This is a genomic window from Stenotrophomonas sp. 2694, from assembly GCF_040548715.1.
Classification (GTDB): domain Bacteria; phylum Pseudomonadota; class Gammaproteobacteria; order Xanthomonadales; family Xanthomonadaceae; genus Stenotrophomonas; species Stenotrophomonas indicatrix.
Window position 1 is genome coordinate 278,632 of record NZ_JBEPSG010000001.1, and the last position, 24,319, is coordinate 302,950.

Below are 24,319 nucleotides of genomic sequence, written 5' to 3' on the forward strand. Positions count from 1 at the left end.
CTGCTGATGGTGGTGTTGCTGCTGGCAGGAACCGGGGTGGCGCTGCTGTGGAACGCAACGCACGCGCCCTCGCCACCGGCCGTTGCATTTCCCGCACCAGTGGCGGAAGCGCAGGCACGCATCGAACATCACCTGGCGGCCGACAAGGCCTTTCGTGATGACCTGCTGTTCCTGCTGGTGGCGACGCTGCGCGACCGCTGCGAACCCGCGCAGGCGGGAGTGCTGGCGCGCATGGCCAACCGTGCGTCGCTGCCGGTGCTGGCGGCGGTCAGCGCCGTGACCGCGCAGGATGCGAGCCTGGACCGACCCATCTACCAGTACATCCAACACCGCGCCGACGCCACGAGTTGCGGTCAGCCACTGCGCGTGCCGGCAGGCGAAGGCGGCACTATCGAGGTGGACATCGAACAGTACGCGCGCACCTTCCCGGACAGCTACTTCGATCCGCAGCGCAGCAGTGTGCCGCGTGACTTCGGCGCGCGTCCGCTGGCGGAACGCGCCGGCAACGCCTGCAACAGCGTGGTCTATTCGGTGCTGCCGCTGGGAGGGGGCGATTGGCGCTGCAGCACGCTGCGCAGCAACGCCCGCGCGCGGGTGCGTGCGCTGTGCGAAGAGGAGATGCAGCGCCAGCACGGCCATCTGCAGGGGGAGCTGGATGCCGCGGTGGGACGCGCCATGCAGGACCCGATCGTGCAGGCGGTCGCTGCCTTGCCTGCGGAGTGCAGGTAGGCCCCGGGTCATGAGGCAGGGAGCATTGCGCCTCCCGTCAGCTGAATGGGTCTCACTGGCAGCCTCATAACTATACAGGATGTCCTGTATAGTTATGGATGTACTCCTTCCCCATCCAGGTTCCCATGGCTCTCTCCAAGCCCTTGGACGGTGCTCCGTCCCTGTCGCGCGCACGACGCTGGTCGCTGCTGTTCACCGTTGCCGCCGGCCTGCTGCTGGTCACGCTGGACAACTCGGTGCTGTATACCGCGCTGCCGACCCTGACCGAGGAGCTGTCGGCCAGTGCCGGGCAGGCGCTGTGGATCATCAACGCCTATCCACTGGTGATGGCCGGCCTGCTGCTGGGCGCTGGCACCCTGGGTGACCGCATCGGCCACCGCCGGATGTTCCTGATCGGCCTGGTGGTGTTCGGCATCGCCTCGTTGGCAGCGGCGTTCTCTGCAACCGCAGGGCAGCTGATCGCAGCGCGTGCCTTCCTCGCGGTGGGTGCGGCGGCGATGATGCCGGCCACGCTGGCCTTGATCGGGCTCAGCTTCCATGAAGAACGCGAGCGCAACATCGCCATCGCGATCTGGGGTTCGGTGGCCATCGTCGGTGCGGCGCTGGGGCCGATCATCGGTGGCTTGCTGCTGCAGCACTTCTGGTGGGGCTCGGTGTTCCTCATCAATGTGCCGGTGGTAGTGGTCGCTTTCATCGCGACCCTGCTGCTGGCGCCGGAAGGGCAGCGCGACAGCACCCGCCCATGGGACCTGCTGTCCTCGCTGCTGGCATTGGCCGCGCTGTCGGGCCTGGTACTGGCGATCAAGTCGCTGATCGCCACGCCGCCCTCGTACAGCGTGGGCGCGGTCTCGCTGCTGCTGGCGATCATCTCCGGCATCGCCTTCAGCCGCCGCCAGCAGCAGTTGCCGTATCCGCTGCTGGATTTCGCCATCTTCCGCAATCCGGCCTTCCTTGCCGGCACCCTGTCGGCGGTGTTCACCCTGTTTGCGATGGCAGGGCTGCAGCTGCTCACCACCCAGCGTTTCCAGCTGGTGGCCGGCCTCAGCCCGTTGCAGGCGGGCCTGCTGGTATCGGTGGCGGCGCTGGGCAGCCTGCCCAGCGCGTTGCTGGGCGGCAGCGTGCTGCATCGCGTCGGCCTGCGTCCGCTGATCTGCGGCGGTCTTGCGGCCGGCGCGGTAGGTGTGGGCGTGGTGGCGCTGGGCTTCCCGCATGGGCTGGGCTGGGTGGTGGCCGGCATGGCGATCACCGGCTTCGGCATGGGTGCTGCCATCTCGGTGGCATCCACCGCCATCCTCAACAACGTGCCGCCGCATCGTGCGGGCATGGCCTCGTCGGTGGAGGAAGTGTCCTACGAGTTCGGCGGCCTGCTGGCCGTCGCGCTGCTGGGCAGCCTGAGCGCTGCGATGTACGGCGCTTTCCTGCCGGAGTCTGCGGGTATTCCCGCCGCCGCGCGCGAGGGCTTCACCCAGGCGCTGCACGTGGCGCGTGAGACGGGGCAGGGCGAGTGGTTCGCGCTGGCCACCGCGGCCTACGATCGCGGTTACCAGATCGTGCTGCTGGTGATCAGTGCGGTGCTGGCGGCCGGCGCGGTGATCATCGCGCGCCTGCTGCGTGGACGCGCCGGTGGCCGCGACGGCGCCGCCGATCGCGTAAAATAACGGCATGAGAACCAGCAAGCGCGAGCGCATCCTCGACGCCGCCGTCAGCGTGATCAACCGCGACGGCGTGCGTGCGGTCACCTTTGAATCGGTGGCGGCCGAGGCGCAGTTGACCCGTGGCGGCCTGCTGTACCACTTTCCTTCGCGCGAAGCGTTGCTGCGCGGCATCGACGAGCACCTGGTGCAGAGCTGGGAAGCATCGATGGAGGCGCTGCTGGGCAAGTCGGCCGGCGAGGCCACTGCGCTGGAGCGCTACCAGACCTTCGTGCGTGTGTCGGCGCAGAGTGCCACCCGGGCCGAGCTGATGTTCATGCTGGACTCGGTGGACCCCGAATTCCCCAGCGAGCGGCCGTGGGCACCGGTGGTGCAGCGCTGGGCGCCTTCGCCACCGGCCGCCGGCAGCGACGATCCGGCGGCGCTGGATAATTTCGTGGCGCGGCTGGCCGCCGATGGCCTGTGGATCTACGAGGCCATGTACGAAGGCCAGCTGGACGAGAACGTGCGCGCGCAGGTGACCGAACGGATCGGCGGGCTGCTCTCTCCCGAGCGGTCCCGCAAGGCGTAGCAGCCAGTCCATCCGCTGAGGGCGCCCGTCAGGCAGGCGGATGCCCGTGCAGGCCATACCCCTGCAGCCGCTCCGGGTGGGTATACACGTTGAAGCCTTCTTCGCGGGCGAAGCCCACCAGGCACAGGCCGGCACTGCGGGCCAGGTCGATGGCCAGCGCAGTGGGGGCCGAGACGGCGGCCAGTACGCTGGCACCGGCGCGCGCGGCCTTGCTGACCATTTCGTAGCTGGCACGGCTGGATACCACCAGCAGGCCGCCATCGATGCTGTGTTCGTTGTGGTGCAGTGCACCGATCAGCTTGTCCAGCGCATTGTGGCGGCCGACGTCTTCGCGCACCCAGCCGATGCGGCCACTGGCATCGGCCCAGGCCGCTGCATGGGTCGAACCACTGGCAGCATTCATCGGCTGGCGTAGGGCCAGCCCAGCCAATGCCCGCTGCAGTGCAGCCGTCTGATACGTGCGGCGGTCCTTTACCGGAGGCAGCGGACGCAGCACGTCCTCCAGCTGGCGTGCACCGCACAACCCACAGCCGCCGCGACCCGGCAGCAGGCGCTCGTTGTCAGGATCCAGTGCGGCGCCGGGGGCGTCGGCGGACACGCTCATATTCAGCGCGATGCCCTCCAGTTGTGGCTGCATCTGGATGGACAGCAACTGGTCAGGACGCTCGATCAACCCTTCGCTGAGCGAGAAGCCCAGCGCGAAATCCTCCAGGTCGCATGGCGTGGCCATCATCACCGCGAAGGCCGCGCCGTTGTAACGCATCGCCACCGGTACTTCTTCGGCGATCGTATCCACCCGTTGCTCCTGCCCCGTGCTGCGCCAGCGTTGCAGCGTGCGCAGGGCCGTGCCGGCGGGCGGGGGCGAAGGCAACGTCGATCCGGGCATGCGGCACATCCTGGGCAAAGCAGAAGGGCAGGCTACGCCCGGAGGATAGCGCAGCCATCCAGTGAAGACGCGGCGGTAACCGTTGCCGTGGCAGCCTGCTGTACCCGGGCCGGGCCATGGCGCTGGGGTTGCCGGTGTGCTTGACTGGCCACGGCAGCCGGGCGCGAGCCCGGCTCTGCAGGCAGGCACTCCACCAACGCAGGTTCCCGACCATGTCCGAACAGAAGCCGCCGCGTTACAAGCCTTACAACCAACCGGCAGGCGGCTGGGGGGCCGCCGGTGCGACCGCCAAGGTGCTGCTGCAGCAGAGCGTGATCGGCAAAGGATCCAAGGCGCTGCTGGCGATGAACCAGCCGGGCGGATTCAAATGCCCCAGCTGCGCCTTCCCCGATGCCGACCACCGCAAGAAGCTGGAATTCTGCGAGAACGGTGCCAAGGCCCTGGCCTGGGAAGCGACCCAGCACCGGGTGACCCGTGAGCTGTTCGCCCAGCACACCGTCACCGAGCTGATGGCGCAGACCGATTACTGGTTGGAGCAGCAGGGCCGGCTGACCGAGCCGATGCGCTACGACGCCGCCACCGATCACTACGTGCCCTGCGAATGGGACGAGGCGTTTGCACTCATCGGTCGTCATCTGCAGGCGCTGGACAACCCCGACCAGGCCGAGTTCTACACCTCCGGCCGCACGCCCAACGAGGCGGCGTTCCTGTATTCGATCTTCGTGCGCGAGTTCGGTACCAACAACTTCCCGGACTGCTCGAACATGTGCCACGAGCCGACCAGCCGCGGCTTGCCGCCGGCGATCGGCGTGGGCAAGGGCACCATCGTGCTGGACGACTTCGAACACGCCGAGGCGATCTTCGTGATGGGCCAGAACACCGGTACCAACTCGCCGCGGATGATGAGCAACTTGGTGGAAGCGCGCAAGCGCGGTGTGCCGATCGTGGCGGTCAACCCGATGCCGGAGCGTGCCCTGATCCGCTTCACCGAACCACAGGACGTGGTGCAGATGGCCACGTTCGGTTCCACCGAGATCACCAGCGAGTTCGTGCACGTCCGCATCGGCGGCGACCTTGCGCTGATCAAGGGCATGATGAAGGTGATGTTCGAGCGCGAAGCCGAGGGTGAGCAAGTGCTGGATCATGCTTTCCTGGCCGAACACACCGTTGGCCTGGAGGCGCTGCGCGAGGACGTGCTGGCGCAGGACTGGGATGAGATCGTGCGGGTGTCGGGCATCGCACAGGAACAGATCCGGCGCTGCGCGGAGATCTACATCCGTTCGCAGGCGACGGTCATCTGCTATGGCATGGGCCTGACCCAGCACCAGCAGGGGTCGCGGCTGCTGCAGCAGGTGGCCAACCTGTTGTTGCTGCGCGGTAATTTCGGCAAGCCGGGCGCGGGTATCGGTCCGATCCGTGGCCATTCCAACGTGCAGGGCGACCGCACCGTCGGCATCGACGAGAAGCCGACGGCGCGTTACCTGGATCGCGTGCAGCAGGTGTTTGGTTTCGATCCGCCGCGCGAGCACGGCCACCATGTGGTCGAGTCGATCGCGGCGATGCTCGATGGCAGCGCCAAGGTGTTCATCGGCATGGGCGGCAACTTCATCCATGCCGTGCCCGATACCGAGCGCGCCTACCAGGCCATGCGCAGACTGGAACTGACCGTGGGTATTGCCACCAAGCTCAACCGGGGGCATCTCGTGCACGGTCGCGACGCGCTGATCCTGCCGGTGGTGGCGCGCTCGGAGTGGATCCGCACGCCGAAGGGCGAGCAGTTCGTCACCATCGAAGATGCGATGTCCAACGTGACGGCGTCGCGCGGCGTGCTGGAGCCGGCCAGCGACCACGTGCTGCCGGAGGTGGAGATCGTCTGCCGGATGGCGATGGCAACGTTGCCGGACAGCAAGGTGGACTGGGCCGCGTACATGCATGATTACGGCCCGATCCGCGACCTGATCGCCGCCGTCTACCCGGACATCTATGCCGGCTTCAACGAGCGCATCCAGGCACTGCACGGCTTCCACCTGGATATTCCGCCGCGCCGGCGCGTGTGGCCGACGCCGAACGGCAAGGCTAACATCCTCGTCATGCCGGGCCTGGAAGTGAACACGGTAGTCGATGACCCGGAGATGCTGCGGCTGGCCACGGTGCGTTCGCACGACCAGTACAACACCACCATCTACAGCTACAACGACCGCTACCGGGGCGTGTACAACGACCGCATGGTGGTGTTCATGAACATCGAGGACCGTCTGGCGCGCGGGCTCGGCAAGGAAGCCCTGGTAAGCCTGGAAACGATCAGCGACGACGGCGTGACGCGGCGAATCGAAGGCCTGACCGTGCTTGACTACCCGATGCCGCGCGGGGCGCTGGCGGGCTACTACCCGGAGCTCAACCCCCTGCTGCCGCTGGACTACTACGATCGGATCAGCGGTACGCCAGCGGCGAAATCCATTCCGGTACGGATGCGCGCGCAGGTCGACGTGCCCGCGTAGGCGCCGATCCTACAATTGCTCGTTGTCGCTCAGCACGATGCTGCCATCCAGCAGCACCGGCACCATCTGGGTCCAGCCCTTGGCGTTGTAGTCGAGGCTGACCAGGTACACCCAGCCGCGCGCTGCGTCCTCGCTCTGCGGCGCAGCGCCGGCGGCGAACCGCTGCAGGCTTACCTCGGAGACCACGAAGTCATCGCCGGGATAACGCAGGCGCGCGTGGGCCAGTGCTGCCGCCGCAGCTTGATGCACCGACAGCGGCGGCTCGGCGCGTGCCGGGTCGAACGCGGGAAGCGTTCGCAATCGCGTCCCGCTTACCTGCCAGCGCTCATGGGTGTGGTCACCATCGCCGCTGGACAGCACGGTCCATTGGCGTTCGCCTGCCATGGCCGGAAGGCTCAGCAACGCGGACAGCAGGAGGGCAGCAGAGGCGAAGCGGGCAGGCATGGAAAGGCTCCAATGAACGTCATGCATGATGACAGCAGGCAGCGGCGACGGGCGCGTCGTGCGTCGGCTATCATCAGCCCGTGGATATATCCGGCCTGCTGCTGCGTCTGATGCTGCTCCTGACCCTGGTGCTGAATGCACCGGCGCTGGCGCTTGCCTCGGGCGGCTTCAACGGTCAGTCCGGCGGTGGTCATTGCGATGGCCCCCACGAGATCGCCGACGCTGCGATCTCTGTCACGCCCGCCTGCTGCGATGAACGGAACGCAGCCGCGTGCAGCAGCGAGGGTTGCGAGTGCGTGCCGGCGAGTGTGGCCATGCTGTCGACAGCGGCAAGCCTCGCTGCATGGCCACTGCGTGCAGTGCCCGGCGACGCGCTGCCGCCGGATCATCCCGCGCCTGCGCTGCCTCACCTGATTCGTCCGCCGATCGCCTGATTTGCGCGCAGGTTGCGTACCTGCCGTCCTGTAGTACCCCTCATCTACTTGACCCACGCGCATCCGTCGCGTGGATGGCAGGCGCTCGCGCCTGCGATTGCAAAGGAAAACCTGACCCATGAACCGCATTCTTTCCCTGAGCCTGTTGCTCACCCCCGTTCTGCTGGCCACCGCCTGCGCGCGTGCCTCCGAAGAGGCCGTGTCCTCGCCCGCAACCGCAACCGCCTCGGCGGTCGAGGCGACGGCCGGAGCGACGATCGACCGGGAGCTTCCCCTGGCCATCGTGCACAAGACGGCCAGTTGCGGTTGCTGTGGCGTGTGGGCCGACCACCTGAAGGCTGCCGGCTTCGCGGTTGAGATACGCGATACCGATGACATGCATCCGGTCAAGCAACGGCTCGGCGTACCGGCCGGCAAGGCGTCCTGCCATACCGCCGAGATCGGTGGCTATGTGGTGGAAGGCCATATTCCGGCCAGCGACATCAAGCGCCTGCTGAAGGAAAGGCCGACGGCACGTGGCCTGGTGCTGCCGGGAATGCCGGCTGGATCACCGGGCATGGAAATGCCTGATGGCCATGTGCAGCCGTATACCGTGGAGCTGGTGCTGGCCGATGGCAGCACTCAGCCCTTCGCACAGCACGGGCAGGGTGGCTGACAAGGTGTGGCGGGCGCGGCGGCGGATCGCCGCCGCGCCTGGTCAACGCTGCTTTTCGCGTTGCTTCTTCAACTGCGCGTCGAAATTGCGTTCGGCCGAGTCGGCGTAGTCCTGGCAGGTCATTGCCTTGGCTCCTGCCGATGTGCCCGCTGCGTAGTTCCAGCCGCTGGCGCCGGGATGCGGAGTCAGCAGGACGTCGCAGGGCAGGGCGCGCACCGTGGCGAAGCTGCGGCGATAGTCCCCGATCAGGTGCGGGTAGCGCGGGTTGGCCTGCAGCTGATAGCCCGGCGCACTCAGGCTGTCGGCATAGACCATGCGCACCGGTTTGCCGCCCCGGGTGTCGGTCCAGGTCCAGGCGGTGCTGCCCGGGGTATGGCCGGGCACAAAGTGCGCGGTGAAGTCGACGCCACCGAGCGAGACCACCTCGCCATCCATGATGATCCTGTCCGCCGTTGCCGGTGGATAGGTGATGTCGTCGCCGAAGTGCAGGTCGTTGCTGCCGCCACGTGCCAGCAGTACCGCAGATTCGGCATTTGCGACGATCTGCGCAGCGGTACTGCGCTTGAGCGCAGCAACCGGGCCGGCGTGATCGGCGTGGGCATGACTGAGCAGGATCAGGCGCAGATCCTGCGGCGCAACGCCGCGCGCTTTCATGTTGCGCAGCAGGTGGTCGGCCATCTGCGGCATGCCGCCATCGAGCAGCACCGCGCCCTGCGGCGTCTGCACCAGCAGTGCGGTCAGGTCTTCGGTGCCGATCTGCCAGGTGTGGTCGGCAATCTGCAGCGGCGCCATCGGCTGCAGCCAGGAGGCATCAACGGTGTAGGCACGCAGTTGCGGCAGCGTCGGTTCGGCGGCAGAGGCCGCAGCGGGAAGCAGGGCAGCGAGCGTGATGGCGAGGGTCTGCAAGCGCATGGGAGGGCACCGATGAAGGAGGCCCAGAAACTAGCATGGGCCTCCTTCGTCGCGTCACGCATAGAATTCATGGCACCCATAAGGGCGCCGCAGCTCAGTAGCGGTACTGCCATCCCAGCGTAAGCACTCGCCCACGCCCGGCGAAATAGCTCGGGTTGGATGGCGTGGTCTGCGAGTAGTAGGTGATGTACTGCTTGTTGGCGAGGTTCTGCACGCCCAGGGTGAAACTGCTCTTGCCCAGCGCATAGCGGGCGACCAGGTCGAACGTGGTGTAGCCCTTGAAGCTGGCCACCGGCACGCCGCGCAGGTCGAAGTCGCGATCGAAGGCATGGCTGGCCTGCAGACGGGTGCTGAGCTGCGAGGTCCAGCCCTGTTCCCAGAACGCGGTCAGACGGTTCGGGGCGATGTTGACTCCTGCCAGGTCGCTTTCCAGACGACCATCCAGGTCGGCGTCGTAGCGGCCATTGGCGCGGGCATAGCCCATGCCGAGGTGGCTGTCACCCAGGCGCAGGCGCAGGTTGGTCTCGAAGCCTTCCACCCGAGTGGCCTGGCGCTGCACGTTGTAGGCATCGATGCCGGCGTCATAGACCAGTACCGAACCCAGCTTGGATTCGGAGGTGTAGTACGCGATATCGCCGCTGAAGCGGCCGTCGTCATACTCCAGCCCGATTTCGCGGTTGTCCGACACCACCGGCGACAGGTCCACCAGGTTGTCCACGCGCTGGCCATCGCGATTGATCGCGCGCAGCACGCGGCCAACATCGGCCACGGTGTAGCCTTCCGAATACGACGCGTAGGCATTGAGACGGTCATTGATGTACCAGACCGCGCCGAAGTTCGGCAGCGTCTCGCTCATCGTCGGTTTGCCGCCGGCCACCTTGCGTGCGCCGTAGCGGGGCAGGGTGGTGTAGTCGCCCACCTCCAGCTCGCCCTTTTCGTAACGCAGGCCTGCGGACAGCATGACGTGGTCGGTGGGCCACCACTGCAGCTGCAACAGCGGCGACAGGCTCTGGTAGGTGGTCAGCGGCACCCAGTTCAGGCCGCTGGCCAGCAGCACCTGATGGGTGCGGTCGCGCAGGCCATCCAGGCCCAGGGTCACGTCCAGCGAGGTGTCGCCGATGCGACGCCAGCTCTGGGTCAGCTTGAAGCCGCGTTTGTCTGATTCATTCTGGGTCTGGTCCCAGGCGGCGTTGGCACCCGTGTTGCCCCATGGGTCCCACTGGCTGGCGCCGTAACGCCCTTCGAAATCGACCGCGAAGGCCTGCGCGAGGAACTGGCCGCCGAACAGATCGGCATTGCCGTAGTCCAGGGTCAGCGAGCGTGAGCGGTTCATCGGCGGATCGAGCGGCGTATCGCCGGGCACCGACGTGGCCGGGCGACCGGTGCGGAAGTTGCCATCCACGGGCAGGTAATTGTCCAGGCCACGCAGTTCGTAGCGATTGGCCATCAACTGCACGCGCTGGCCTTCGGCGATGTTCCAGCCAAGCTTGGCGAAGATGTTGGTCGAGGTCGAATCCATCAGCTCGCCCTGCGCGTTGGTGCCGATCGCACGGCCGTCGCCGTCGTAGTACAGGCCCTGCCGTTCATGGGCGAGGCCGGCCACGAGGTCGAACTGTTCGCCGCGGATGCCCACCAGTGCCGAAGCGCGCTGGCCGTCATCATCGCGCCGGCGCGGCGAGGCGGCGGTGAGCGAAAGGCTGCTGTCCAGCAGGAAAGCACCCGGTTCGCTCGGCGCACTGCGGGTGATGATGTTGACGATGCCGCCGGTGCCGCCGATGCCCTGCAGCGCATTGGCACCGTGGATCACTTCGATGCGTTCGATCATCGCCGGATCGATGGTATGCGAATCACGCGAGCCGTCGCGCAACGGGGTTGACTGCGGCACGCCGTCGACCATGTACAGGATGCCGCGCCCGCGCATGCTTTCGCCATAGTTGGACATCTTCTCGCGTGCCGGGGCGAAGGCCGGGATCTGCGAGGACAGTACGCGCGACACATCCGAGCCCAGCGCCAGCTGTTGCTGGACGTCCTCACGGGTGAGCACGGTGATGGTGTTGGGCATGGCGGTCTCGCCCTGCGGCATGCGCGCGGTGGACGCCGACACGGTCACTCTGCCGAGTGAGGTCGTGGCTGCCGGCGTTGCTGCCGTACGCGGGCTGTCTGCTTTTGCCGCCGGCGTGGCGGTTGCGACCGCACTGCGGATCACGAACACGCCCGGCGAGCGTTCCTCGACGCTCAGGCCCTGGCCGGCAATCAGCCGTTGCAGTGCTTCGCGCGGGGCATAGCGGCCGTCCAGCGCTGGCGCCTGGCGGCCGGCAACGCTGTCTGCAGCGAACAGCAGTTGGATGCCGCTCTGCCTGGCCACCGCATTGAGTGACTGTTGCAGCGGGGCGGCCGGAAGATGGACGTCCACCGCCGTGGGGGTGGACTGCGCCGCCGCCGGAAGGGCGGCGCACAGGCTGACGGCCAGCAGGGCAGGCGTCAGACGGCGCAGGGCGGCGGGCAGGGCAATGCGGGTCATGCGGGGTCCTTCAGAGGGGTTCATGCAGCAGCCGGATGAGCAGGGCCATAACCCACCCTCGGTGCCGAATTCAGTGGCGTGCGGAGATGTGCACGCTGCCATCGCCGCGGACGTGGACGGCGACGGGCAGGATCTCCGGCAGCAGCGCCAGCGCGGTGGCGGCATGGTCGCCATCGAACACGCCCGATACCTGCAGCGTGGCCAGTCCGGGTTCGTCCAGTACGATTGCGCCGTGGTGATAGCGCTGCAGGCTGCGTACCACCTCGCCCAGCGGGGCCTGCGCGAACTGCAGTCGGCCCTGCGTCCATTCCCCGCTGCCAGTGGCGATCGGCTGCGGCGGCTGCACCGGCCCTGTCCCTGCCAGCAGCTGCTGGCCAGGCTGCAGGTGCTGCTCGCCGTCACGGCCAGCAACGCGCACGCCGACCTTGCCTCGCCACAGGCGGACTTCACTGCGGTCACCGCGTCGCTCCACGTCGAACACCGTGCCGTAGTTGCGCACCTGAACGGGCCCGGCATCGACCTGGAACCGGCGCCAGCGCGAGGGCGCCACGTCGAAGCGGGCGCGTCCGGAGACCAGCACCGCGCGGCGCGAACGCAGATGGCTGCGCACCTGCAGATGGCTGCCCGCATCCAGCTGGATACGGCTGCCATCGGCCAGCAGCACGTTGCGACGTTGGCCGATGGCCGTCCGGTAATCGTGCTGTTGCCAGCCGGGATCGACAGCGTAAAGCCCGCCCAGTCCAGCCACCAGCAGCAGGCAGAGCGCAGCCCCGCCGATCTGCCGGCTGCGGTGGGGGCGATACAGTTGCGCCGGATCGGGTACCGGGAACAGTGCCTTGAGGGTGTCCCGATATTGCTCCAGCAGACGATCAGGCGAAGGCGTGCCGGCCTTGTCCGGGAGTGGAGGGCGCGGGCGAGGGGGCGCTGTCACGTCAGCGCCCTCACCGGCAGCGCCTGCCGGCAATCGACCATCGCCAACCGCAGATGCCGCTCGACCGCCTTCAGGCCGATGCCCATGCGGCGGGCAACCGCAGCCTGCGGAACGTCATGGATCTTGTGCAGGATGAACACCTGGCGGCGTCGACAGGGCATCGCACGGATGACGTCGACAAGCCGTGCCAGTTCCTGCGCGGCAACGGCCTGTCTGGCCGGGCCGGCACCTTCGCAGGCCGCATCGGGCAGTTCGGCACGGGGTTCCACCCACTGGCGGCGCAGGTCTTCAGCACGGCAACGATCAACCGCAGCGTCATGCGCCATCCGTCGCAGCAGCGCCATCGGCTGGCGCACGCCGGCCGGTTCGGGGCGCTCCAGCAGGCGTACGCAGACGTCGTGCACCACCTCGCGGGCCAGCCCGGGTGAGGCGAAGCGACGGCGCAGGTAATCCACCAGATCCTCGTAGTGGCGCACCAGCGAGGACACCAACGGCAGCACAGGTGGCGGGGGGTGCGGTGGCGTGGACATCCGGGAAAGCGGCGTAGGCAGGAAGGGGTGCCACGCAGGGCCGGCCCTGCGTGGTGCCACGATAGTAATGGGAACTGTTCGCATTTGCTATCGGATGAGCGACGACGGGATTGTTCGCGGTGCCCGGAAAGTGAATCCACGATCACCCTCTGCAGCGCACACTCGGCCGCAGATAGGCTGCATGGCAGCCATCGGGGAGAGTGACCATGCACGTGCTTCTGGTGATCGTCGGCGGGTTCCTGCTGCTGGCCGTCTTCGCGCTGTTCGGCAGGCTCTGGAGCACCGGTGGTTCGCAGCTGCCAACGGCGCTGCTGGCCTTCATCGGCACCTGGCTGCTGGTATCGGTGGCCAACATGTGGGTGGGGGTCAGCCGCGCAGGCTATACGGTGCGCGAGGAGTTGCCGATCCTGCTGCTGGTGTTTGCCGTGCCGGCGCTGGTGGCCGGTGTCATTTTCTGGCGGCTGGGCCGCTGAACCGAGGATCCGTGATGCCGGCAACGCCCCGTCTTCCTGCCCTGCGTCGTCGCGACGGCCATCATGCACGGGTGACCTACGAAGAACTGTTCTTCGACCTGGTCTATGTGTTCGCGGTCACCCAGCTCAGCCACCACCTGCTGCACCACCTGGGCCTGCTGGGCGTGCTGCAGACGCTGGTGTTGTGGTTTGCGGTCTGGCTTGGCTGGCAGTACGCGTGCTGGGTCAGCAACTGGTTCGACCCGGAGGCGCCACGTATCCGTGGCCTGTTGTTCGTCACGATGCTGCTGGCGTTGCTGATGTCTTCGTCCATCCCGGAAGCCTTTGCCGGTCGCGCGTGGATGTTCGCCGGTGCCTACGCCACGATGCAGGTAGGGCGGACGCTGTTTGTGCTGCTGGAAGTAGGGCGCTCGCACCCGCTGGCCGCCAACTTCAGGCGCATGCTGGCCTGGGTCAGCGTTTCGGCCTGCTTCTGGCTGGCCGGTGCAGCGGTCGAGGGCAATGCGCGGCTGGCATTGTGGGCGGTGGCTGTCGCCTGCGAGTACATCTCGCCGATGTTCGGCTTCGCGTTTCCGGGCCTTGGCCGTTCGCGTACCCGCGAGTGGACCATCGAAGGTGGGCACCTGGCCGAGCGCTGCCAGTTGTTCGTGATCGTCGCATTGGGTGAGACGTTGCTGGCAACCGGCGGCGTGCTGAGCGAGGTGGAGCACTGGAGTGGCGCGGTGGTGTCGGCAGTGCTGGCGACCTTTGCCGGTACTATCGCGATGTGGTGGCTGTACTTCGGCATCTCCAGCCGCGACGCCACCGACACTATCACCCGTTCCGACGACCCGGGCCGCATCGGCGCCTACTTCCACTACGTGCACGCGCTGCTGATCGCCGGCATCATCGCTACCGCCGTTGGCAACGACCTGGTGATGGACGAACCGGAGGCGAGGGTGACCCTGCCGTATGCCGCGATGCTGGCAGCGGGGCCGTTGATCTACCTGCTGGGCAGCGCACTGTACAAGCGGGCGGTCTACGGCCGCGTGCCGCGCTCGCACCTGGTGGGGGCAGGGGTTCTGGTCGTGCTCGGCTTCGTGCTGCCATGGATGCACCTGCTGGCGGCAGGGTGGCTGACCAGCATCGTGCTGCTGGTGGTGGGGCTGGCCGATACACGGTTGAAACGGAACATCGCAGCGGCGCGCGGGTAACGGCCCCGGCTCAGTGAAGGGCAGCGGCCATCATCGCCAGCTTGCCCACGGTGTGCGCGCAGGCGTGAAGCGGCCATGCCATCGCCGCAATGGATGAACAGCTCGCGCCGGTGTCGCCGACATTGGCCGCGCGCAGCAGGGCCACGCAGGCGGTCATGGCGCAGCGGCCTGCAGCCGGTCGTACATGCGTACCAGATCGACCAGCGTGCGTGCTTCCATCTTGCGCATGACCTGCGCGCGACGCACCTTCACGGTGATCTCGCTGACCCCCAGGTCGGCGGCGATCTGCTTGTTCAGGCGACCGCGCACCACGCCGGCAACCACCTCGCGCTCGCCGGCGTTCAAGGTGCCCCAGCGCAGCTGCAACGCGCCCAGCGCATCACCCTCGCGGCGCCGCTGGCGATCGATCCCGATGCCCCTGTGGATCGCGTCCAGCAGTTCCTGGTCACGGAACGGCTTGGTCAGGAATTCGATCGCGCCGTCCTTGATCGCATTGACGCCCATGGCGATGTCGCCGTGGCCGGTGATGAACACCACCGGCAGATGCAGATCGTGGCTGGCCATGCTGCGATGGAAATCCAGTCCGCTCTGCCCGGGCATGCGCACGTCCAGCACCAGGCATGACGGAGCGTCGTCCCGCGGGTGGGCAAGGAATTCCCCGGTGGAGGCGAAGGCCCGCACCTGCAGGCCCATCGAGGCCAGCAGGTCCTCCAGCGCGGCGCGTACCGAGGCGTCGTCGTCGATCACGTAGACGATCGGTGACGGTTCCATAGGTGCTGTGGTGGGTTTACGCATGCGCAGCCTCCGTCGCCGTGGGCAGCTCGAAGATGAAGCAGGCGCCGCCACCGGCCGGTCGTTCGGCGCGGATATGGCCGCCGTTGGCTTCGATCATCGAGCGGCTCAGGCTGAGGCCCAGGCCGAGGCCGTTGGCCTTGGTGGTCCAGAATGCATCGAACACGCGGTCAGTCTGCTCCGAGGGCAGGCCGACACCACGATCGCGCACGCTCAGGCTGACGTGGCCGCGGCCATCGTACGCTGTCACCAGGGACAGCCTGCGCTCGCTTACGGACGTGTCCGACATCGCATCGACGGCGTTGAGGATGAGGTTGCCGATCACCTGCTGCACCTGCACGCGATCGGCGTGGGCGGGTGGCAGGTCGCTGCCCAGCACCAGCGCCACGGTCACACCATGCTGTTCCAGTTCGCTGCGCGAGAGTGCCAGCATTTCCTCGGCGGCCAGGTTGAGGTCGAAGGCCTGGCGCTCTGGCGCGGCGCCTTGGGTCAGGCTGCGGATGCGGGCAATCACGTCACTGGCGCGATGGGCATCGGCGACGATGCGGGCGATGGTCTGGCGCGCCTTGTCCAGGTTCGGCGGTTCCTGGGCCAACCAGCGCTGGCTGGCTTCGGCGCTGCTGGCGATGGCCGCCAGCGGCTGGTTCACTTCATGTGCGATGGAGGTGGTCAGCTCGCCGACGGTGGAGGCGCGCGCCACCCGCAGCAGTCGCGCCTGTGCATCCTGCACCGCGGCCTTGGCCGCTTCCATCTTCAATGCCAGGTAGGTGGTGATGCCGATCACCAGCATGCCGATCGCTGAATTGACCAGGCCGATACGGTAGGTGCCGAAGCGGGTCAGGAAGAAGCTGAGGCCGGTCAATGCGATGCAGACTGCCGCAAGGGCGATGAGGCCGCGGGCGGGAAGCCGCCGCGACGCTGCGAGGATCACCGCCGCGTAGAAGCAGGCGGCAGCAACGGCGTAGTCGGTAACCGTATCGACCAGGAAGATGGCCGCCATCACGATGATCAGGGCCAGCACGACCAGTGGGCGGCGGGGCGACAGCGATGGCATCGGGATAGCTCCCTGGCGTGGGTGGAAAGGATAGCAAAGCGCTGTTCAGTAGATGCCGACCTTGGTCGGCATGCGCCAGAGAGATGCAGGGTAGTGCCGGCCGCTGGCCGGCATCTGCAGGGTGTTCCCGCAGTTCATGAGGTTGCCGGCCAGCGGCCGGCACTACTCCTCCAGGCTGGCGTTCCAGAATCCCTGCAGCACGCCCGGCGTGGCGGCCAGCGTTGCCAGCACTGCATCCAGTTCAGCGCCATCGACCGTGGTGGCGTACAGCACCGCTTCGATCTCGACATCGCGCTCGCCGAACGGCCGCTGGTCGACCGCGCGTACCGGGTACTGCGCCTGCTCCAGCAACAGCAGCAGCCGGTCCAGCACCTCGGCCTGCTGCTCACGCTGGCAGACCACGTTGATGGCATAGATGGCCTCGCTGAACGCTTCCGGCAGCGGTTGCCGCTGGATGCGGTTCACCACCGGCCGCAGCAGGGTATTGGCAGCCAGCACGAACACCGCAGCCAGTACCGCTTCAGGCAGCAGCTTGATGCCGGCACAGGCGCCGACCGCCGCCGAACCCCACAGGGTAGCGGCGGTGTTCAGGCCCGACACCTGGGCGCCATCCTTCATGATCGCGCCGGCACCGAGGAAGCCGACGCCGGAGATCACGTAGGCCACCACGTGCAGTGGCGACGGCGGCCCGCCGTACAGGTCGTGGAAGCGCACGGCCAGGTCGACGAACACCGCTGCACCCACCGCTACCAGCGTATTGGTGCGCAGGCCGGCAGTGCGCTGGCGGAACTGCCGCTCCAGGCCGATCAGCGCACCCAACACGAAGGCGACGGACAGGCTGATCAGCGAACTGAGGGTGGCGCCCGCGTTGAACGCGGGCAGGTGGGGGTTGAAGTCCATGATGCGTCTCCCTGCGCCGGTGCGTTTACTGCCAGCCGTAGCGGCGGATGTAGAGCTTCTTCAGCGCGGTGGTCAGCACCGCATAGCCGAACAGGATCGCCACCAGGAACGGCCAGTAGCCGGCCGGCAATGCTTGCAGCTTGAAGTAGCCGGCCAGCGGGCTCATCGGCAGGATCACGCCGATGGCCATGATCGCCCCGGTCATCAGCAGCAGCGGCGGCGCGGCGATGCTCTGCAGGAACGGTACCTTGGGCGTGCGGATCATGTGCACGATCAGCGTCTGGGTCAGCAGCCCGACCACGAACCAGCCCGACTGGAACAGGCCCTGTTCGGCCGGCGTGCGTGCATCGAACACGTACCACATCAGGGCGAAGCAGCTGAGGTCGAAGATCGAGCTGATCGGACCGAAGAACACCATGAAGCGGCCGATGTCCGCCGGGTTCCACTTCAGCGGCCTGCGCACCAGCTCCTCATCCACGTTGTCGAACGGAATGGCGATCTGCGAGATGTCATACAGCAGGTTCTGCACCAGCAGCTGCAGCGGCAACATCGGCAGGAAGGGCAGGAACGCCGAGGCCACCAGCACCGAGAACACGTTGCCGAAATTGGAGCTGGCGGTCATGCGGATGTACTTGAGCATGTTGCTGAAGGTGCGCCGCCCCTGGATGACACCTTCCTCCAGCACCATCAGGTTCTTTTCCAGCAGGATGATGTCGGCGGCCTCCTTGGCGATGTCCACCGCACTGTCCACGCTGATGCCGATATCGGCGGCGCGCAGTGCGGGAGCATCGTTGATGCCATCGCCGAGAAAGCCGACCACCTTGCCCTGCGCGCGCAGCTCGCGCACCAGCCGTTCCTTGTGCAGGGGCGTGAGGCGGGCGAACACGCGGTGCTCCTGCAGTGCACGCGCCACGGCAGCGTCGTCCATGCGCTCGATCTGCGGGCCGGTCACGATCGTGTCGGCGTCCAGGCCGACCTGGGCGCATATCCTCGCGGTGACCAGTTCGTTGTCGCCGGTGAACACTTTCACTTCCACACCATGCGCGGCCAGCGCCTGCAGTGCTTGAGCAGCGGATTCCTTCGGCGGATCGAGGAAGGCCACATAGCCCACCAGGGTCAGATCCCGCTCGTCGGCCTGCGAGTAGACCGTCTGGCTGGCGGAGGTTTCTTTCATCGCCACCGCCACCACGCGCAGGCCCTGTTCGTTCAGTTCCTCGGTGGTCTGCCGCACCCGGGCCAGGCGCTGCGCGTCCAGCGGCATGTCCCGGCCGTTCTCGCGCACGGTGCTGCACACCGCCAGCATCTCCTCCACCGCGCCCTTGCAGATCAATTCGTGATGGTCCTCGCGCTCGGAGACCACCACCGACATGCGACGGCGCTCGAAGTCGAACGGAATCTCATCGACCTTGCGGTAGTCCTGCGACAGGCGCAGCGAGCTCTGCAGCTCCACATGCTCCAGCACCGCACGATCCAGCAGGTTGATCAGGCCGGTCTGGAAGTGGCTGTTGAGGTAGGCGAAGGTCAGCACATCCTCCGAATCCTGCCCGAACACATCGGTGTGCCGCTCCAGCGCGATCTTGTCCTGGGTGAGGGTGCCGGTCTTGTCGGTGCACAGCACTTCCATCGCACCGAAGTTCTGGATCGCGTCCAGGCGCTTGACGATCACCTTGCGCCGCGACAGCAGCACCGCGCCCTTGGCCAGGGTGGAGGTGACGATCATCGGCAGCATTTCCGGGGTCAGGCCGACTGCCACCGACAGCGCGAACAGGAATGCTTCGGTCCAGTCGCCCTTGGTCCAGCCATTGACCAGCAGCACGAACGGCACCATCACCAGGGCAAAGCGGATCAGCAGCCAGCTGACACTGTTGACCCCGGCCTGGAATGCCGTAGGCGCGCGATCGCTGGCACTGCTGCGCTGGGCGAGGGTGCCGAAGTAGCTGGTGTTGCCGGTGGCCAGCACCAGTGCTGTTGCCGTGCCGGACACCACATTGGTACCCATGAACAACAGGTTGGCCTGTTCCATCAGGCCGGAGTCGGCGTTGCCCGGCTGCACGAACTTCTCCACCGGCAGCGATTCGCCGGTCATCGCCGCCTGTGCGACAAACAGATCCTTGGCGGCGAGCACGCGGCAGTCGGCCGGGATCATGTCGCCTGCCGACAGCACGATATGGTCACCCGGTACCAGAGCGCGGATCGGCAGGTCCAGCAGCCGTGCCGGCCGACGGCTGTGCAGCTGCGCGCCGAAATATTGGTCGGCCACCTCCGCCGCTTCGGTGCCCGCAGCGCGGCGCAGCACGCGGGCGGTGTTGCCTACCAGCGCCTTCAGCCGTTCGGCAGCGCGGTTGGAACGCCCCTCCTGCACGAAGCGGATCAGGGTGGACAGCACCACCATCGCACCGATCACCACCGTCGCCTTGGCGTCTTCGGTCAGCCAGGACACGGCCGCCAGCACCGTCAGCAGCAGGTTGAACGGGTTGCGATAGCACTGCCACAGATGGCGCCACCACGGCAGTGGCTTCTCGTGATCGACCTCGTTGGGGCCGAAGCGCAGCAGGCGCTCTTCGGCCTCGTGCGGGCTGAGACCATCGACATGTGACTGCAGGGTGGCCAGCGCATCGGCTTCGCTGCCCTGTGCAAGCGCGAGCAGTCCAGCAGTGAGCGCGGTGGGCGCGGCCTGCGTGCTGCCACGGCCGTACCCGGCTTCGGGCATCGCGCGACGACCGAACAGGTTGCCCGCGCGACGGCTGCGCAGGAAGGCGTTGAACCAGGCGTTGAGCAGGCTCATGGGAAGGTCCTCTTGGAGCGGCGCCGGGCGGAGCCAGCGCGTGGAGCGGAAGGGGTGGTATCAGGCGTGGCGCATGGCCAGCACCGACGGCGACCAGGGCTGCATGCGCAAGCGTTGGCTGCCGCCGATGCACAGCGGCTTCATCGCATCGCGCAGCGGGTAGGGCAGGTGGCGCAGCACGTTGATGCGCTCGCTGATCGGCAGCAGCGACAGTGCGTCGGCCACCACCCGTGGCGAGCCGAGGGCCAGCGAACGGGCGAACAGGACAGGGCCGTGCTGCAGCAGCAGGCTGCGCAGGCCGGAAACATCGCGCTCACCGATCAGGCGGCGCACGGTGATGTAGAGAATCTTGTAGGACATGGGATTCCTCCGGGCAGGCGCTGCCCGGGGCTCCCATCGCTTACACGGACAGGAACCGGCCGTCAGTCGCCAGCAGTGAACAAGTAGGCAGGCAGGGGCGCGCGTTGCGCCCGGCAGGGTCGGGATCCATCTGCGTCTCCGCGTGGGGCGGCCAGTCACTGGCCAGTGGCGCTATTGTCCGCGCTCGTATTCAGCAGGCCTAGAGGCCCGTGGGTTAGCCCGGCTATACCTTGGTATAGAAAAAGGGGCCGTTGGCCCCTTTTGTTCAGCTGCGGTCCGCGAAAGCGTCGGTGGCCCGCACCAGGGCATCGGTCGTGGCCGCTTCGTTGGCACTGTGGCCGGCGATGACCATCTCCAGCCGGGCTTCCGGCCACGCCTGCGCTAGGTCCCAGGCACTGCGCGGCGGACAGATGATGTCGTAGCGCCCCTGCACGATGACACCCGGCAGATGGCGGATGCGATCGATGTCGCGCAGCAGCTGGCCTTGATCGAGGAAGCTGTTGTGACGGAAGTAGTGGGCCTCGATGCGTGCCTTGGCCAGTGTATCGAGCGGATCGGTAGCGGACACCGCGTCGACGTCGTGCAGCAGCGTGGCGGCATTGTCTTCCCAGCCCAGCCACGCCTGTGCCGCGGCGATGCGGATGGCTTCGTCGGCGTGGTCCAGGCGTTTCCAGTACGCGTCGAGCATGTTGCCGCGCTCGCTTTCCGGAATGTGCGCCTGGTAGCGATCCCAGCGCTCCGGGAAGATCCAGCGCGCACCGCCGTTGAGCTCGGCGAACCAGCGGTTCTCTTCCTCGCGCCCCAGGAACACGCCGCGCACGATCAGCCCGGTGGCGCGGTCGGGATGCGCCTGTGCATAGGCCAGCGACAGGGTCGAACCCCAGGAGCCGCCGTAGACCAGCCAGCGCTCGATGCCCAGGTGTTGGCGCACCTTCTCGATGTCGGCCACCAGATGCTGCGTGGTGTTGTCGCGCAGCTCGCCGAAGGGCGTGGAGCGGCCGCTGCCGCGCTGATCGATCAGCACGATGCGGTAGCGCCTGGGGTCGAAGAAGCGGCGATGGGTGGGCGAGATGCCAGCGCCCGGACCGCCATGCAGGTACACCACCGGAATGCCATCGGGCGTGCCGCACTCCTCGACATGCAGGGTGTGCAGTGCATCCACGGGCAGCGTGTGTTCGCGGTACGGGGTAATCGGCGGGTACAGCGTGCGCATGGCGGTGCCTCACAAGCAGGGAGTACAAGGATAGCGGGGCACATCGACCAGCGTCATCCGCCCCAGGTTCAAGTATTCTTTGCGTTCAAGGGGTAAGGCCGCCGATTCCTGGCGATATCGACCCTGCAGGACGCAGAGGATGGATGGCATGAGCGCGCAGGACGTCGCTGCACGATACTCCCCGGCGCGCAGCGCCCTCGGCAGCGGCGCCCGCGAGCTGCTGAAGTGGCTCGCGCTGCTGTCGATGACCGGCGATCATGTCGCCAAAGTGGTTTTCGGCGGCTATGTACCGGTGGTCAGCGAGCTGGGGCGCATCGCCTTCCCGCTGTTCGCACTGGTGATGGCCTGCAACCTGGCACAGCCAGGGGCGGATCTGGGCAAGTCGATACGGCGCCTGTCCGCATGGGGCCTGGTCGCGCAACCCTTCCATGTGCTGGCCTTCGGCTACTGGCTGCCGTTGAACATCCTGTTGACGTTCTGCCTGGCCGCTGTGGCCGTGCATGCGCTGGCCAACAATCGGCAGCTGTTGCTGTTGGTAGCGGGAGGCCTGCTGCCGTTCTTCGTCGACTATCAATGGGCCGGGGTCGCATTCGTGATGCTGGGCTGGATCGCCTTCCGCCATCGGGCGTACTGGCTGCTGGCGTTCGGGTTCGGTGGGCTGTGCTGGGTCAATGGCAATGGATGGGCATTGCTGGCCATCCCGCTGGCGCTGGCGGCCGCGCGCGTGCAGTGGCGGCTGCCACGATGGCGCTGGGCGTTCTACGTCTACTACGTGGCGCACCTGGCGGTGCTGGCCGCCTATGCGCACTGGCTGCGCTGACGCAGGGCACTCATCGCGGCGGCGAACTGCTCCCGGCTACGTCGCTGGAGTACTGCAGAACCTTGTCTTCGCGCTGCAGCGCAATGACATCCACCGGCTGTCCTCGCAACACCGCGCGCAGGCAGCGGATCGCCTCGGCGGAGTAGCCCAGCTCTGCAGGTGGCAACGACAATGCAACGCGGCCATCGCTGTGCTGATGCACCACGTATCGTGACAACGGCAGCGCAGCCAGCGCATGGGTCAGGTCGATGTTGTTGATCCACTGCTGGTCGGCGGTCAGATAACGTACCGGACGTCGCCCCTGCAGGCCGACGATCATCGGCGTATCGCCGGCCATGGCCAGCGCGCCGCGGTCGCCGGTGCGGTAGCGCAGCAGCGGCAGACAGAAGTTGAATCCGCCGCTGAGCGTGATCTCACCGATCTCCCCGGGCGGCAACGGCGCCCCGTCAGCACCGAGAATTTCCACATACATGCGCGGCTGCAGCAGTACGTGGCCGCCGGCTGCATCGTCATACACGGCCAGCGGGCCCGCTTCGTTCATTGAATACAGATCGAGCACCGCGCAGCCAAAGCGCGCGGCCAGGGCCTGGCGCAGGCCCGGAGACAGCGCCATCGATACCGACAGCAGCGCCTGCGGCCGGTGTCGCACGGGCAATTCCAGCAGCGCTGCGAAGGAAATCGGATCGCCGGCGATCACTTCCGGCTGCATCTGGTCGATGTAGCGTGCGCGGTCCTCAGGATGGCGCCAGTCATCGGGATGCAGGTTGATCTTGGCCAGGCCGGATTCGTCCATCGTCGGTGTCACCGAAACATAGGTGAAGCACCGCTGCTGCATGCCCAGCAGCATCACCCCCATCTGGCCGCGGCCGTGCGCCAGGGTGATGCCGAAGCGCTGCAAGGCGCGCTTGTGATGGGCCAGATAGCGTGCCGCCACCACCGGATGCGATGGCAGCACCAGTGGATGGCCAGTGGTGCCGGTGGTGCGGAAATTGATCATCCGCTCCAGCGGTACCGGGTCTGGCACGAAACGGGCGATGTCCGCTGCGAGGTCGCCACGGTGGACCGGTGCAATGTCGGTGAAGGCGGCTGGCATCGCCTGAGCGCGGTAATACGGCACCTGCGCAAATACCTCGGTCACATGCGCCTGCAGCCACGGTGGCGGTTGACCTGGCGTCCACTCGAAGCGCGCGCAGGCGATCTCCCGTTCGTAGCCACGCAACGCCGTCACCTCATCGGCAAGCAGGCGGTTGCCGCTGGCATTGCGGAAGATCGGCGCCGCCGGGTGCTCGCGCATCTGCTGCAGCATCGCCAGGCCCGCCGCGCTCAGCGTGGGATAGCGATCGGCATCGGTCGGCTCGCGGCTCACTCGCGGGTCCACTTGTCCGCAGACTCTTCGGCCGCCTTGCGCGCCAAGGCCTCGCGGATGGCACGCGCGCGCGCTTCAGCGGCGCGGCTGGCATCGAGCAGGCGCTGCCGTTCCACGCCGCTGACCCGGGCCAGGCGATCGGTCGCCTGGGCCGCTGTTTCACCCTGCGGCAGCAGGCCCAGCCGGGCCACCACGGTACGCACCAGTTCTTCGCGGCGCTCCGGATCGAACACGAACCGGTCTGCGCTGGTACTGGCCGCCAGCGCCGGCACCGCTTCGGCGAACAGGGGCATCCACGCCTCCGGGGCGATATCCAGTGCATTCCAGTACGCATCTGCCATCAGCCATGCGGTCACCGCTGAAAGCGAGAGCTGGTTTGCATCCACGCCGGCCAGATCACCCGACAGCGTTGCCCGCAGTGCAGGGGGCAGGTGCAGCGAGCGTGCGGCAAACACATCGCCCACCACCGCCGCGACGTGCAGCCGGCCGCTGCCGGCGCGGCGCGGTGGCTCGAGGAAATCGGGCGGCATGTCCAGCAGGCGCCGCAGCAGAACGTCAAGGGAGGGGCCGGAGAGCATGGTCAGGGTCCAGACTTGGCAA

24 protein-coding genes are annotated in these 24,319 nt (G+C 67.1%); 9 read left to right on the top strand and 15 right to left on the bottom strand.

From position 1 onward, the window contains the following. The first annotated feature begins 6 nt into the window (after nt 1-6). From ABIA73_RS01275 to ABIA73_RS01285, 3 genes are all read left to right on the top strand, one after another. Nucleotides 7-729 carry a hypothetical protein gene (locus ABIA73_RS01275; RefSeq protein WP_134833367.1) on the top strand — a complete coding sequence of 241 codons (723 nt, stop codon included), beginning with the start codon at nt 7-9 and terminating at the stop codon, nt 727-729. A 125-nt stretch (nt 730-854) separates the two neighbouring features. Then, entirely contained in the window at nt 855-2,387 is a 1,533-nt protein-coding gene (locus ABIA73_RS01280; protein WP_354275285.1) for an MFS transporter, read from the top strand. Nucleotides 2,388-2,391: 4 nt separating this feature from the next. Next, nucleotides 2,392-2,952: a TetR/AcrR family transcriptional regulator gene (locus ABIA73_RS01285; protein WP_025874422.1), complete on the top strand. Its 561-nt coding sequence runs from the start codon at nt 2,392-2,394 to the stop codon at nt 2,950-2,952. Nucleotides 2,953-2,980: 28 nt separating this feature from the next. Here ABIA73_RS01285 and fdhD read toward each other — a convergent pair whose 3' ends face one another. Continuing rightward, nucleotides 2,981-3,838 (bottom strand): formate dehydrogenase accessory sulfurtransferase FdhD, encoded by an 858-nt coding sequence (fdhD, locus tag ABIA73_RS01290; protein ID WP_354275286.1) that lies wholly within the window; start codon nt 3,836-3,838, stop codon nt 2,981-2,983. A gap of 212 nt (nt 3,839-4,050) precedes the next feature. On the opposite strand from fdhD, the gene ABIA73_RS01295 reads away from it, so the two are divergent. Next, a complete protein-coding gene (locus tag ABIA73_RS01295; RefSeq protein WP_354275287.1) occupies nt 4,051-6,336 on the top strand; it encodes an FdhF/YdeP family oxidoreductase in 2,286 nt (761 codons plus the stop codon). A 9-nt stretch (nt 6,337-6,345) separates the two neighbouring features. Here the strand turns inward: ABIA73_RS01295 and ABIA73_RS01300 are convergent, their stop codons facing one another. After that, nucleotides 6,346-6,780 carry a hypothetical protein gene (locus ABIA73_RS01300; RefSeq protein ID WP_354275288.1) on the bottom strand — a complete coding sequence of 145 codons (435 nt, stop codon included), beginning with the start codon at nt 6,778-6,780 and terminating at the stop codon, nt 6,346-6,348. 110 nt (nt 6,781-6,890) lie between these two features. Here ABIA73_RS01300 and ABIA73_RS01305 point away from each other — a divergent pair, with 110 nt between their 5' ends. Both ABIA73_RS01305 and ABIA73_RS01310 read left to right on the top strand, forming a co-directional pair. Further along, a complete protein-coding gene (locus tag ABIA73_RS01305) occupies nt 6,891-7,214 on the top strand; it encodes a hypothetical protein (protein ID WP_354275289.1) in 324 nt (107 codons plus the stop codon). A 118-nt stretch (nt 7,215-7,332) separates the two neighbouring features. Further along, a complete protein-coding gene (locus ABIA73_RS01310) occupies nt 7,333-7,869 on the top strand; it encodes a DUF411 domain-containing protein (protein ID WP_025874426.1) in 537 nt (178 codons plus the stop codon). Between the two features lie 42 nt (nt 7,870-7,911). Here ABIA73_RS01310 and blaL1 read toward each other — a convergent pair whose 3' ends face one another. From blaL1 to ABIA73_RS01330, 4 genes are all read right to left on the bottom strand, one after another. Next, nucleotides 7,912-8,781: a L1 family subclass B3 metallo-beta-lactamase gene (gene blaL1, locus ABIA73_RS01315; protein WP_354275290.1), complete on the bottom strand. Its 870-nt coding sequence runs from the start codon at nt 8,779-8,781 to the stop codon at nt 7,912-7,914. Between the two features lie 94 nt (nt 8,782-8,875). Next, complete coding sequence (locus ABIA73_RS01320) at nt 8,876-11,302, bottom strand: TonB-dependent receptor (RefSeq protein WP_354275291.1); 2,427 nt, start codon at nt 11,300-11,302, stop codon at nt 8,876-8,878. Nucleotides 11,303-11,372: 70 nt separating this feature from the next. Next, nucleotides 11,373-12,233 (bottom strand): FecR family protein, encoded by an 861-nt coding sequence (locus ABIA73_RS01325; RefSeq protein ID WP_354275292.1) that lies wholly within the window; start codon nt 12,231-12,233, stop codon nt 11,373-11,375. Beyond that, nucleotides 12,230-12,763 (bottom strand): RNA polymerase sigma factor, encoded by a 534-nt coding sequence (locus tag ABIA73_RS01330; RefSeq protein ID WP_180831086.1) that lies wholly within the window; start codon nt 12,761-12,763, stop codon nt 12,230-12,232. The genes ABIA73_RS01325 and ABIA73_RS01330 overlap by 4 nt, the downstream gene beginning before the upstream one ends. Nucleotides 12,764-12,969: 206 nt before the next feature. On the opposite strand from ABIA73_RS01330, the gene ABIA73_RS01335 reads away from it, so the two are divergent. Together ABIA73_RS01335 and ABIA73_RS01340 are read left to right on the top strand one after the other, a co-directional pair. After that, entirely contained in the window at nt 12,970-13,236 is a 267-nt protein-coding gene (locus tag ABIA73_RS01335) for a hypothetical protein (protein WP_105164145.1), read from the top strand. 14 nt (nt 13,237-13,250) lie between these two features. After that, the gene (locus tag ABIA73_RS01340) at nt 13,251-14,429 is read left to right on the top strand and encodes a low temperature requirement protein A (protein ID WP_354275293.1); all 1,179 of its coding nucleotides are present in this window, start codon (nt 13,251-13,253) and stop codon (nt 14,427-14,429) included. A gap of 10 nt (nt 14,430-14,439) precedes the next feature. On the opposite strand, the gene ABIA73_RS01345 is transcribed toward ABIA73_RS01340, so the two are convergent. The 7 genes from ABIA73_RS01345 to pip form a co-directional block, all read right to left on the bottom strand. After that, on the bottom strand, nt 14,440-14,586 hold the full coding sequence (locus tag ABIA73_RS01345) for a hypothetical protein (RefSeq protein WP_354275294.1): 147 nt from the start codon (nt 14,584-14,586) through the stop codon (nt 14,440-14,442). After that, the gene (locus ABIA73_RS01350) at nt 14,583-15,224 is read right to left on the bottom strand and encodes a response regulator transcription factor (protein WP_154880496.1); all 642 of its coding nucleotides are present in this window, start codon (nt 15,222-15,224) and stop codon (nt 14,583-14,585) included. Before ABIA73_RS01350 ends, ABIA73_RS01345 begins: the two co-directional genes overlap by 4 nt. After that, a complete protein-coding gene (locus ABIA73_RS01355; RefSeq protein ID WP_354275295.1) occupies nt 15,217-16,275 on the bottom strand; it encodes a sensor histidine kinase in 1,059 nt (352 codons plus the stop codon). The genes ABIA73_RS01350 and ABIA73_RS01355 overlap by 8 nt, the downstream gene beginning before the upstream one ends. A gap of 162 nt (nt 16,276-16,437) precedes the next feature. After that, nucleotides 16,438-17,175, bottom strand: a complete 738-nt coding sequence (locus ABIA73_RS01360; protein WP_025874436.1) for an MgtC/SapB family protein — start codon at nt 17,173-17,175, stop codon at nt 16,438-16,440. 25 nt (nt 17,176-17,200) lie between these two features. Continuing rightward, on the bottom strand, nt 17,201-19,960 hold the full coding sequence (mgtA, locus tag ABIA73_RS01365) for a magnesium-translocating P-type ATPase (protein ID WP_354275296.1): 2,760 nt from the start codon (nt 19,958-19,960) through the stop codon (nt 17,201-17,203). A 60-nt stretch (nt 19,961-20,020) separates the two neighbouring features. Then, complete coding sequence (locus ABIA73_RS01370; RefSeq protein WP_032974628.1) at nt 20,021-20,320, bottom strand: hypothetical protein; 300 nt, start codon at nt 20,318-20,320, stop codon at nt 20,021-20,023. 265 nt (nt 20,321-20,585) lie between these two features. Next, nucleotides 20,586-21,533, bottom strand: coding sequence for a prolyl aminopeptidase (gene pip / locus ABIA73_RS01375; protein WP_354275297.1), 948 nt, complete (start codon nt 21,531-21,533; stop codon nt 20,586-20,588). Between the two features lie 148 nt (nt 21,534-21,681). Between pip and ABIA73_RS01380 the strand changes: the two genes are divergently transcribed. Continuing rightward, a complete protein-coding gene (locus ABIA73_RS01380; RefSeq protein WP_354275298.1) occupies nt 21,682-22,353 on the top strand; it encodes a TraX family protein in 672 nt (223 codons plus the stop codon). 10 nt (nt 22,354-22,363) lie between these two features. On the opposite strand, the gene ABIA73_RS01385 is transcribed toward ABIA73_RS01380, so the two are convergent. Continuing rightward, entirely contained in the window at nt 22,364-23,719 is a 1,356-nt protein-coding gene (locus tag ABIA73_RS01385; protein WP_279207158.1) for an AMP-binding protein, read from the bottom strand. Further along, entirely contained in the window at nt 23,716-24,297 is a 582-nt protein-coding gene (locus ABIA73_RS01390) for a hypothetical protein (RefSeq protein ID WP_032974634.1), read from the bottom strand. The genes ABIA73_RS01385 and ABIA73_RS01390 overlap by 4 nt, the downstream gene beginning before the upstream one ends. Nucleotides 24,298-24,319: the final 22 nt, after the last annotated feature.

Excerpts from the sequence above, each read along its gene's own strand:
- ABIA73_RS01275 (WP_134833367.1), top strand. The coding sequence starts at position 7 with ATGGTGGTGTTGCTGCTGGCAGGAACCGGGGTGGCGCTGCTGTGGAAC.
- ABIA73_RS01280 (WP_354275285.1), top strand. The coding sequence starts at position 855 with ATGGCTCTCTCCAAGCCCTTGGACGGTGCTCCGTCCCTGTCGCGCGCA.
- ABIA73_RS01285 (WP_025874422.1), top strand. The coding sequence starts at position 2,392 with ATGAGAACCAGCAAGCGCGAGCGCATCCTCGACGCCGCCGTCAGCGTG.
- fdhD (WP_354275286.1), bottom strand. The coding sequence starts at position 3,838 with ATGCCCGGATCGACGTTGCCTTCGCCCCCGCCCGCCGGCACGGCCCTG.
- ABIA73_RS01295 (WP_354275287.1), top strand. The coding sequence starts at position 4,051 with ATGTCCGAACAGAAGCCGCCGCGTTACAAGCCTTACAACCAACCGGCA.
- ABIA73_RS01300 (WP_354275288.1), bottom strand. The coding sequence starts at position 6,780 with ATGCCTGCCCGCTTCGCCTCTGCTGCCCTCCTGCTGTCCGCGTTGCTG.
- ABIA73_RS01305 (WP_354275289.1), top strand. The coding sequence starts at position 6,891 with ATGCTGCTCCTGACCCTGGTGCTGAATGCACCGGCGCTGGCGCTTGCC.
- ABIA73_RS01310 (WP_025874426.1), top strand. The coding sequence starts at position 7,333 with ATGAACCGCATTCTTTCCCTGAGCCTGTTGCTCACCCCCGTTCTGCTG.
- blaL1 (WP_354275290.1), bottom strand. The coding sequence starts at position 8,781 with ATGCGCTTGCAGACCCTCGCCATCACGCTCGCTGCCCTGCTTCCCGCT.
- ABIA73_RS01320 (WP_354275291.1), bottom strand. The coding sequence starts at position 11,302 with ATGACCCGCATTGCCCTGCCCGCCGCCCTGCGCCGTCTGACGCCTGCC.
- ABIA73_RS01330 (WP_180831086.1), bottom strand. The coding sequence starts at position 12,763 with ATGTCCACGCCACCGCACCCCCCGCCACCTGTGCTGCCGTTGGTGTCC.
- ABIA73_RS01335 (WP_105164145.1), top strand. The coding sequence starts at position 12,970 with ATGCACGTGCTTCTGGTGATCGTCGGCGGGTTCCTGCTGCTGGCCGTC.
- ABIA73_RS01340 (WP_354275293.1), top strand. The coding sequence starts at position 13,251 with ATGCCGGCAACGCCCCGTCTTCCTGCCCTGCGTCGTCGCGACGGCCAT.
- ABIA73_RS01345 (WP_354275294.1), bottom strand. The coding sequence starts at position 14,586 with ATGACCGCCTGCGTGGCCCTGCTGCGCGCGGCCAATGTCGGCGACACC.
- ABIA73_RS01350 (WP_154880496.1), bottom strand. The coding sequence starts at position 15,224 with ATGCGTAAACCCACCACAGCACCTATGGAACCGTCACCGATCGTCTAC.
- ABIA73_RS01355 (WP_354275295.1), bottom strand. The coding sequence starts at position 16,275 with ATGCCATCGCTGTCGCCCCGCCGCCCACTGGTCGTGCTGGCCCTGATC.
- ABIA73_RS01360 (WP_025874436.1), bottom strand. The coding sequence starts at position 17,175 with ATGGACTTCAACCCCCACCTGCCCGCGTTCAACGCGGGCGCCACCCTC.
- mgtA (WP_354275296.1), bottom strand. The coding sequence starts at position 19,960 with ATGAGCCTGCTCAACGCCTGGTTCAACGCCTTCCTGCGCAGCCGTCGC.
- ABIA73_RS01370 (WP_032974628.1), bottom strand. The coding sequence starts at position 20,320 with ATGTCCTACAAGATTCTCTACATCACCGTGCGCCGCCTGATCGGTGAG.
- pip (WP_354275297.1), bottom strand. The coding sequence starts at position 21,533 with ATGCGCACGCTGTACCCGCCGATTACCCCGTACCGCGAACACACGCTG.
- ABIA73_RS01380 (WP_354275298.1), top strand. The coding sequence starts at position 21,682 with ATGAGCGCGCAGGACGTCGCTGCACGATACTCCCCGGCGCGCAGCGCC.
- ABIA73_RS01390 (WP_032974634.1), bottom strand. The coding sequence starts at position 24,297 with ATGCTCTCCGGCCCCTCCCTTGACGTTCTGCTGCGGCGCCTGCTGGAC.